At 36.7% G+C, this 7,885-nt stretch carries 6 protein-coding genes and 1 pseudogene; 2 read left to right on the top strand and 5 right to left on the bottom strand.

The window, feature by feature from the left end; translation table 11 throughout:
- Nucleotides 1–92 precede the first annotated feature (92 nt).
- Nucleotides 93–473 (top strand): annotated as a pseudogene (locus tag NI465_RS16030) (integrase core domain-containing protein); the annotation flags it as partial.
- 168 nt (nucleotides 474–641) lie between these two features.
- On the opposite strand, the gene NI465_RS16025 reads toward NI465_RS16030, so the two are convergent.
- The 4 genes from NI465_RS16025 to NI465_RS16010 all read right to left on the bottom strand — a co-directional run bounded on the left by NI465_RS16025 (nucleotide 642) and on the right by NI465_RS16010 (nucleotide 6,052).
- Nucleotides 642–3,308 carry an excinuclease ABC subunit UvrA gene (locus NI465_RS16025; RefSeq protein WP_253145955.1) on the bottom strand — a complete coding sequence of 889 codons (2,667 nt, stop codon included), beginning with the start codon at nucleotides 3,306–3,308 and terminating at the stop codon, nucleotides 642–644.
- 293 nt (nucleotides 3,309–3,601) lie between these two features.
- Nucleotides 3,602–4,579, bottom strand: coding sequence for an acrylyl-CoA reductase (NADPH) (acuI, locus tag NI465_RS16020; protein ID WP_086044951.1), 978 nt, complete (start codon nucleotides 4,577–4,579; stop codon nucleotides 3,602–3,604).
- 89 nt (nucleotides 4,580–4,668) lie between these two features.
- Nucleotides 4,669–5,304, bottom strand: coding sequence for an acrylate utilization transcriptional regulator AcuR (gene acuR / locus NI465_RS16015; protein WP_004647830.1), 636 nt, complete (start codon nucleotides 5,302–5,304; stop codon nucleotides 4,669–4,671).
- 298 nt (nucleotides 5,305–5,602) lie between these two features.
- Nucleotides 5,603–6,052, bottom strand: a complete 450-nt coding sequence (locus NI465_RS16010; RefSeq protein WP_253145954.1) for an Lrp/AsnC family transcriptional regulator — start codon at nucleotides 6,050–6,052, stop codon at nucleotides 5,603–5,605.
- A 141-nt stretch (nucleotides 6,053–6,193) separates the two neighbouring features.
- Between NI465_RS16010 and NI465_RS16005 the strand changes: the two genes are divergently transcribed.
- Complete coding sequence (locus tag NI465_RS16005) at nucleotides 6,194–6,775, top strand: LysE family translocator (protein WP_253145953.1); 582 nt, start codon at nucleotides 6,194–6,196, stop codon at nucleotides 6,773–6,775.
- A 288-nt stretch (nucleotides 6,776–7,063) separates the two neighbouring features.
- Here the strand turns inward: NI465_RS16005 and NI465_RS16000 are convergent, their stop codons facing one another.
- Nucleotides 7,064–7,807: a LysR substrate-binding domain-containing protein gene (locus NI465_RS16000; protein WP_253145952.1), complete on the bottom strand. Its 744-nt coding sequence runs from the start codon at nucleotides 7,805–7,807 to the stop codon at nucleotides 7,064–7,066.
- Nucleotides 7,808–7,885 lie beyond the last annotated feature (78 nt).

The following is a 7,885-nucleotide window of genomic DNA, read 5'->3' as shown; positions in this document are numbered from 1 at the left end:
TTAAATCCATAAATAGGTGTCCACTTAAATTTAAGTGGACACTATCGCGGTATTAATGAGTTAGAAAAAGTGGGGTTCAGCGGACGCTTACTTACCGTCGAGAAGGTTTGACTATTGAAGCAGAATTCTCATTACCCACGATCAGGGTTATTCACACATTGAATCAGTTATTGGAATGGCGAGAAAAACCGTTAGTTATTCGGTGTGACAATGGCCCGGAGTTTATCAGTCACGAATTTGTACGCTGGGCAACTGAACAAGGTATTCGTATTGAATATATTCAACCAGGTAAACCACAGCAGAATGCGTATATTGAACGCTATAATCGGACTATACGTTATAGTTGGCTGAGCAAACATTTATTTGATACTTTGGATGAAGTACAAGATTATGCAACAAACTGGCTGTGGCATTACAACCATGAAAGACCACACCAAGCAAACAAAGGAAGGCCACCTCTAATGGCTGCTTAACCTCTACTTTTAACTTCAGTTATTTATGGGAGGATTACCGTTTGTGCAACAAAGCCCTTAGTTGAAAAAAACTTTTAGATTTCATGCTCACACACCACCTAAAACAAAAAATATCTGATTGATTTTACAGGCTTTTAATTTAAGGATTTATTCTACCCACTCGCAATATCAACGTTTAGTATCACGACTCACTAACTCATTAACTAAATATGGAGCAGTACGGCTATCTTGATTTTCTGTTATTTGTTTTGGTGTTCCTGCCACAACAATATTCCCACCAGCATTTCCAGCACCTGGTCCCACATCAATCACCCAATCTGCTTGTGCAACGGCACGCATATCATGCTCAATCATAACCACGGTATTACCCGCATCGACTAATCGCTGCAATTGAACTAACAATCGATCTACATCTGATGGATGCAAACCTGTAGTTGGCTCATCAAGTATATACAGTGTATTTCCACGCTGATTGCGTTGCAGCTCGGTCGCCAATTTAATACGTTGCGCTTCTCCACCAGATAGTTCAGTCGCTGGTTGCCCTAAACGTAAATAACCAAGGCCAATTTCCTTTAATAATTGTAGTGAACGAGCAATCGAGACCTCTCCATCAAAAAAATCACGTGCTTCATTGACGGTCATTCCTAATACTTCAGCAATATTACGTCCATTCCAGCGAATTTTCAGAGTGTCATCATTATATCGAGCACCATGACATGTCGGACAAGGGGCATATACACTTGGCATAAACAATAACTCTACACTGACAAAGCCTTCACCTTCACAAGTTTCACATCGCCCTTTAGCCACATTAAACGAAAAACGTCCAGCATCATAATGAGCTTGGCGAGCTTCAGGAGTCCCAGCAAATAACTTTCTAACATGATCAAATAAACCCGTATAAGTTGCCAGATTAGAACGTGGAGTACGGCCAATTGGTTTTTGATCAACCTGTACCAGACGCTGTATAGCCTCCACATCACCAGCCAGAGAACCCTGTGTAACCTCGTTAACCAACATTCCTTCATTTAAAGGATTATTTTCATTATTGTTTTCAGTTTCAGACTCATTGCCTAAATATGAAAGTACTAACTCGGGTAAAGCTTGAGAAACGAGACTAGATTTACCTGAACCTGAAATACCTGTAACTGCTGTAAGTACACCAAGAGGTATACGAGCATCAATATTATGCAGGTTATGTCGGTAAATATTGTTAAGTTCAAGCCAACCAGAGGGTGTACGTCCATAACTTTGAGTAACTGGGATTTTATTAAATAAATAACTTGCAGTACGTGAAGCTGAAATCTCACTTAAACCCTGAGGTACTCCACTATATAAAATATTACCACCTTGCTCTCCTGCATCTGGTCCAACATCCACTAACCATTGAGCACGACGCATGAGCTCTAAATCATGCTCTACAACAAATACGGAGTTTCCAGCGTCTCTTAATTTATCGAGAGAATCATATAATGACTGACTATCTGAAGGATGTAATCCAGCAGACGGTTCATCCAGTACATAAACTACACCAAATAGCATAGAACTTAATTGTGTTGCTAAACGCAAACGTTGTAACTCTCCCGCTGAAAGAGTCGGTGTGGCTCTATCTAATGTTAGATAACCAAGACCTAACTGGCGTAATTGATTTAAACGCCCCACCACACCATTTGCTAAACGCTGGGCAGCAATTTTCTTTTCATCTGAAAGTGCTGACGTACGTCTTACATCTGGAGATACAGAATGCACTGCTCTACCTGTTGTTGCTCGTTCAGATCTATCAAGTTGGGTTACTTTATTATTAGTCTTTTCTCCAGCATCATGAGCGTCGAAATTGCCAAGAACAATGGGCTCAAGCAGGCAAGTTAACTTATCCAAAGAAAGTTGCATAAACTCACCAATATCTACTCCAGCAAAGGTAATAGATAAGGCTTCTGGTTTAAGGCGTTTACCATGACAGGAAGGGCATATTTTTCCTTCCATAAAACGTGAAACACGTTTTTTCATCAACGTACTTTGGGTATTAGCAAAAGTATGAAGGACATAGCGACGAGCACCAGTGAAAGTGCCCATATAGCTGGGTTCTAGTTTACGTTTAAGTGCAGATTGAGTCTCAGCGGGGCTTAAACCAGCATAGACAGGAACTGTTGGGGTTTCTTCAGTAAATAAAATCCAGTCTCTATCCGATTGCGGTAAATCTTTCCATGGTCGATCAACATCATACCCTAGGGTTACTAGGATATCGCGTAAGTTTTGCCCGTGCCAAGCAGGTGGCCATGATGCGATAGCTCTCTCACGAATACTGAGTGTTGGGTCAGGAACCATTGTCGATTCTGTAACTTCATAAATGTGACCTAAACCATGACAGGTAGGACAAGCACCTTGAGGAGTGTTCGGTGAAAAGTCCTCGGCATATAACATTGGCTGATCGGCAGGATATGCACCAGCACGCGAATAAATCATTCGCACGAGACTTGATAAAGTTGTTACACTTCCAACAGAAGAACGGGTATTACTTGCACCACGTTGTTGTTGCAATGCTACTGCTGGTGGTAGACCATCAATAGCATCAACATCTGGTACTCCGGCCTGATCTATTAAGCGTCTTGCATAAGGTGCAACAGATTCGAAATATCTTCTTTGTGCTTCAGCAAAAATAGTTCCAAAAGCAAGTGATGATTTTCCTGAACCCGATACACCTGAGAAAACAACAAGTGCATTTCTTGGGATAGAAACATCTACATCCTTAAGGTTATGCTCACGTGCACCTCGAACTTCAATACAATTATTAGATAAAGTAATGTTATTGTGTTCACCAAAAGAATGTGTTTTCATGTTTCTACGAGCCTGTAAATTATTTTGTGTAAGTCCCATTTTTTATAAATGATCTTTTAATCGATCATCGAACTGAATCGTAAAACAATTCATTGCTAAACTAATACATTTAAATATGGCTGTCATTTGGTTTAAATCTTCAGGAGTTTTAAACCTTTAGCTAATTCAGCTGCCATACTTTTGATTGTAGCTTCATCCATGTGAAGTACCTTTTTTTATTATCCTCAGTAGGATAAATGAAAATTAAGTACTTACACAAAATTTAGAACAGTCCCACAACTCATTTTGTTGAACTATATCTGTACAACAACTCTACCTCGAATTTTTCCATCTAAAATTTCATTTGAAATATTTAAAGCATCTGTTAACTGAATTTCAGTCGTAACTTTTTCTAATTTTGTTTGATCCAATTCTGTAGCTAAACGTTCCCATGCTTCTTTTCTTAATTCGATTGGTGCCATCACGCTATCAATTCCATATAAGGTAATCCCTCTTAGAATAAATGGAGCAACTGTTGCTGGAAAATCCATTCCGCCTGCCAAACCACACGCAGCAACTGCACCACGATATTTTGTACTAGCACATGCATTCGCTAAAGTATGGCTACCAACAGTATCAATCACGCCAGCCCAAACTTCTTTGTTTAATGGCTTTCCTGGGGAAGATAATTCAATACGATCAATAATTTCACTCGCACCTAGATAGGTTAAATATTCTGACTCTTGAGGTCGACCAGTTGAAGCTGTAATCTCATAACCAAGATGATTCAAAATAATAATGGCAATACTACCTACTCCACCATTTGCACCTGTCACTAAAATTTTTCCATCACTTGGTTTAATACCATGTTTTTGTAAAGCCATGACACACAACATTGCGGTATAACCTGCTGTACCAATAACCATCGTATCTTTAAAAGAAAAAGCAGAAGGTTTTTGTATGAGCCAATCACCAGAAACAGTGACTTGCTCGGCTAGCCCTCCAAAATACTTCTCACCCACTCCCCAACCATTCAGTAGAACTTCATCTCTTTCTTTCCATGCTGGATGTTTTGATTCAATCACAACACCCGAAAAATCGATGCCTGGGGTCAAAGGAAAACTACGCACCACTGGTGAACGCCCAGTAATGGCTAAAGCATCTTTATAATTGAGTGTTGAATATTTGACTTCGACTCTAACCTCTCCTTCTTGTAAAGGCTTTGATGCAATCTCAGTAATTTGTGATGTGTAACCTGCTTCATCTTTAGTAATTACAATACCTTTGTACATAGAACTTCCTCTCCATTTAATTAGACTGCTTGTCTAGAATTAATTAAAAAATAAATACAGACGTCTGCATTTATTTTTTAATTAACTTTTTACGTGATTTGTTGTTTTACAGCTAAAGTAAACAAGCGATAAAATGCATCTAAGGGACTTGTTGATTTGACCAAACGTGCTCTTAGAACTGCACCTTCCCACCCAATCCAAAACTGATAAGCAGCTTCATCGCAATCAGCTAGGCTATATTGTGAATTTGACTGATGTAGGCAATCAGAAACTAATTTCTCCCATACCTTAAAGATATTTTCGATTCGGGCAATGATTTCTTGTGGTAAATACGACACTTCTTGTCCTAAGTTACCTAAAATACAACCTCGTTTAAAATCATATTTTTGCATTTTTTCACCCGCATCTTTTACAAAATTTTGCAGCTTTTCTAGTGGGGAAAGATCAGTTTGACTTAAAAACTTATTCAATCGCTTCACAAAATAAAGTTCATAAGCATCTAAGACTTCTAAAATAAAAGCCTCTTTATTTACAAAATAATGGTAGAAAGACCCTTTAGGAACTTGGACTGATTTCATGAGATCGTCCAAGCTCATAGCATTCATTCCACGTTCGGTCAGTAACTCGATACCTCGGTGGATTAAAACTTCTTTAGTGTCTGCATAGTTACAGCCGTGTTTGGTTGGTCGACCACGTGGTCTTTTGGGTGAGGAAGAATAATTCATATAATAAAAATAGACTATGTGACTAGAAATAACAACAATAAGATTATTTGATTGAAAATTTTATCTAAACGTCATCTAGTTCTCTTTTTTCACAGTACTTAGTCATTCATATAAATGCTCTTAAAAATCCTATAAGTTTATGAACTAATTTTTTATAAATTTCTATTATTTTTCTTCAAAATATTGAAATTAATAAATATATTGTAAAAATAATTTATAAACTAGATTTTAGGTAAACATAAGTTAAATGGAATAAAATTCTATGGATTTTTATACTAAAAGGCTAGTTTAAAAACTATTATCTTTCATTTTTTGTTGTGTCCATTACTAAATAGCTTGTAATTGATGAGATGGAATTAATTGTCCCTAGAACTTCTGTATGAAACTTTTTATACGATTTAATATCTGCTACTTCTACTCGTAAAAGATACTCTATAGCTCCAGTAATTGTATGACACTCAACTACTTCTGTAGATGAGAATATAATTTCCTCAAAAGCATTCAGGCATTCTTTTGAATGGCATGAAAGACCAATCGAAACATACATAACTAGACCAATGCCTAGAAGAGATCTATCGATAACAGCTTTATATCCTTTTATTATTCCAATTTTTTCTAATTCTTGTACACGTCTAAGACAAGCTGAAGGAGATAGTCCTATACGTTCAGCTAGTTTTAAATTGGTTAAGCGAGCATCACTTTCAAGTTCGGACAATATTCTGCGGTCTAATCTATCTAAATTAATCATTTATTGTGAATAGGTGTCTATATAAGCTAAATATACAATTTAATTTAGTTTTATTAACAATAAAATATGTTTATTCATTTTTTTTAGCTTGATATGACAAACATTACCCTTTTTATTCCTTTCATTATCTTCTGTATTGTTATGACAAGTACGCCTGGCCCTAATAATGCTTTCGTTATGATATCAGGCGCCCGATTTGGTATATGGAAAACTATTCCATTAATCCTAGGAATTTCTATAGGTGTAGGCTTACAACTTTTGGCTCTAGGAATGGGAATAAGCCAAATCTTCGATTTCATACCTGAACTTCATCTTATTTTAAGTCTTATCGGATCTTTATATATCGTGTGGCTTGCTTGGAAGATAGCTTCAAGTGGTACTTTAGAAATAAATCAGGATAGAAAGCCCTCTATGGGTTTTATTGAAGGAGCTATGTTTCAGTGGATAAATCCAAAAGCATGGATTGTTTCTATCAGTACAGTTACTACATATTTTTCTATGGAAAGTAATTTTTTAGAGATTTTTTTTGCTGCTTTAGTACTTATATTTATTACTATTCCCTGTGTTGGAATTTGGGCTGTAGCGGGAACCTTTTTACGAAAATTACTTATGAATATCCGATATGCTCGTATATTTAATTTAAGTATGTCTATAGCTTTATTAATGGCAGTTTTACCCACCACTATCAAATTAATCATAACAAATGTTATAGCTATTTCTTAAGATTTCCTAAAATTAACATAATACACCTTATACGAAATACGTTATAATTCTCTTGAAAATTCAAAGCTGTAGTTCCTTTTTTGCCCAACCTCCCCAAGGTGGGCTTTTTTGTTGATTTTTATGTTCCACGATTAATATTTTTCCCATGTTTCACGATTTTGATTAGCTCCTCTGCTTAATCTATATTTAACTCCTTGCTTACTTTTTAAAGGAGGGAGAGGAATAGGAAAAAGTCTTCATTTAGTACCGGATGATATAAGTAACTGAATATATAGAGAATCCTAAAAATTACATTTGAGAATTAATATAATCTTTTAAATAGTCTTTTAAATGCTCAAGAAAATGTGCTACTCGAGGTGAATGCTCCAATCTGTCTGCATATACAGCGTAAATATCAGCAGGCGGAGTTTCATATTCTTTTAAGATTTGAATTAATCTTCCGCTTTTTAAATACTTTAAGACATCCCATTCTGCCCTCATTAGTATTCCATGACCATCAAGAGCCCAGTCTAGTGTCACCTGGCCATCGTTACTACTGAGTTTTCCATGAACTTTAACGGTTTCTTCCTTATTACCTTTAGAAAAACGCCAATTGGCATAAGCACCATCATTTTGTCTCAGTACTATACATTGATGAGTCGTAAGATCTCGTGGATTTAAGGGAGTTCCAGCCGCATTTAAATAAAACGGTGAAGCACATAATAGCCTTTTATTTGCTGCGATTCGTTTTGCTATTAATCTTGAATCTGGGATTTGCCCAAAATGAATAGAAACATCAATAGTATCACTAGGGAGATGAACTGGACGGTCTGTTAAATGCAGTTGTACCTCAATCTCAGGGAATTTTTTTATAAAAGATGAAATTGCTGGTGCTATATATTTACGACCAAAACCAAAAGGTGCATTTACTCGTAATAACCCTTTAGGTGAACTACGGCTACTTGCAACGAGTTGTTCCATATCATCAATTTCTTTCAAGATACGCACAGCATTTTCATAATAAATTTCCCCCTCAGAAGGGCTTTGTTGCACAAAGATTTGAAATGCAAAGCGCCCCTAATTGAGCCAAATTTAAGGCGTAACTTGGGTAAGTGGTCGACCTAATTCCGT

Source organism: Acinetobacter lwoffii (assembly GCF_024129855.1).
Taxonomy (GTDB): domain Bacteria; phylum Pseudomonadota; class Gammaproteobacteria; order Pseudomonadales; family Moraxellaceae; genus Acinetobacter; species Acinetobacter lwoffii_L.
This window is presented reverse-complemented; position numbering and strand designations above follow the sequence as displayed.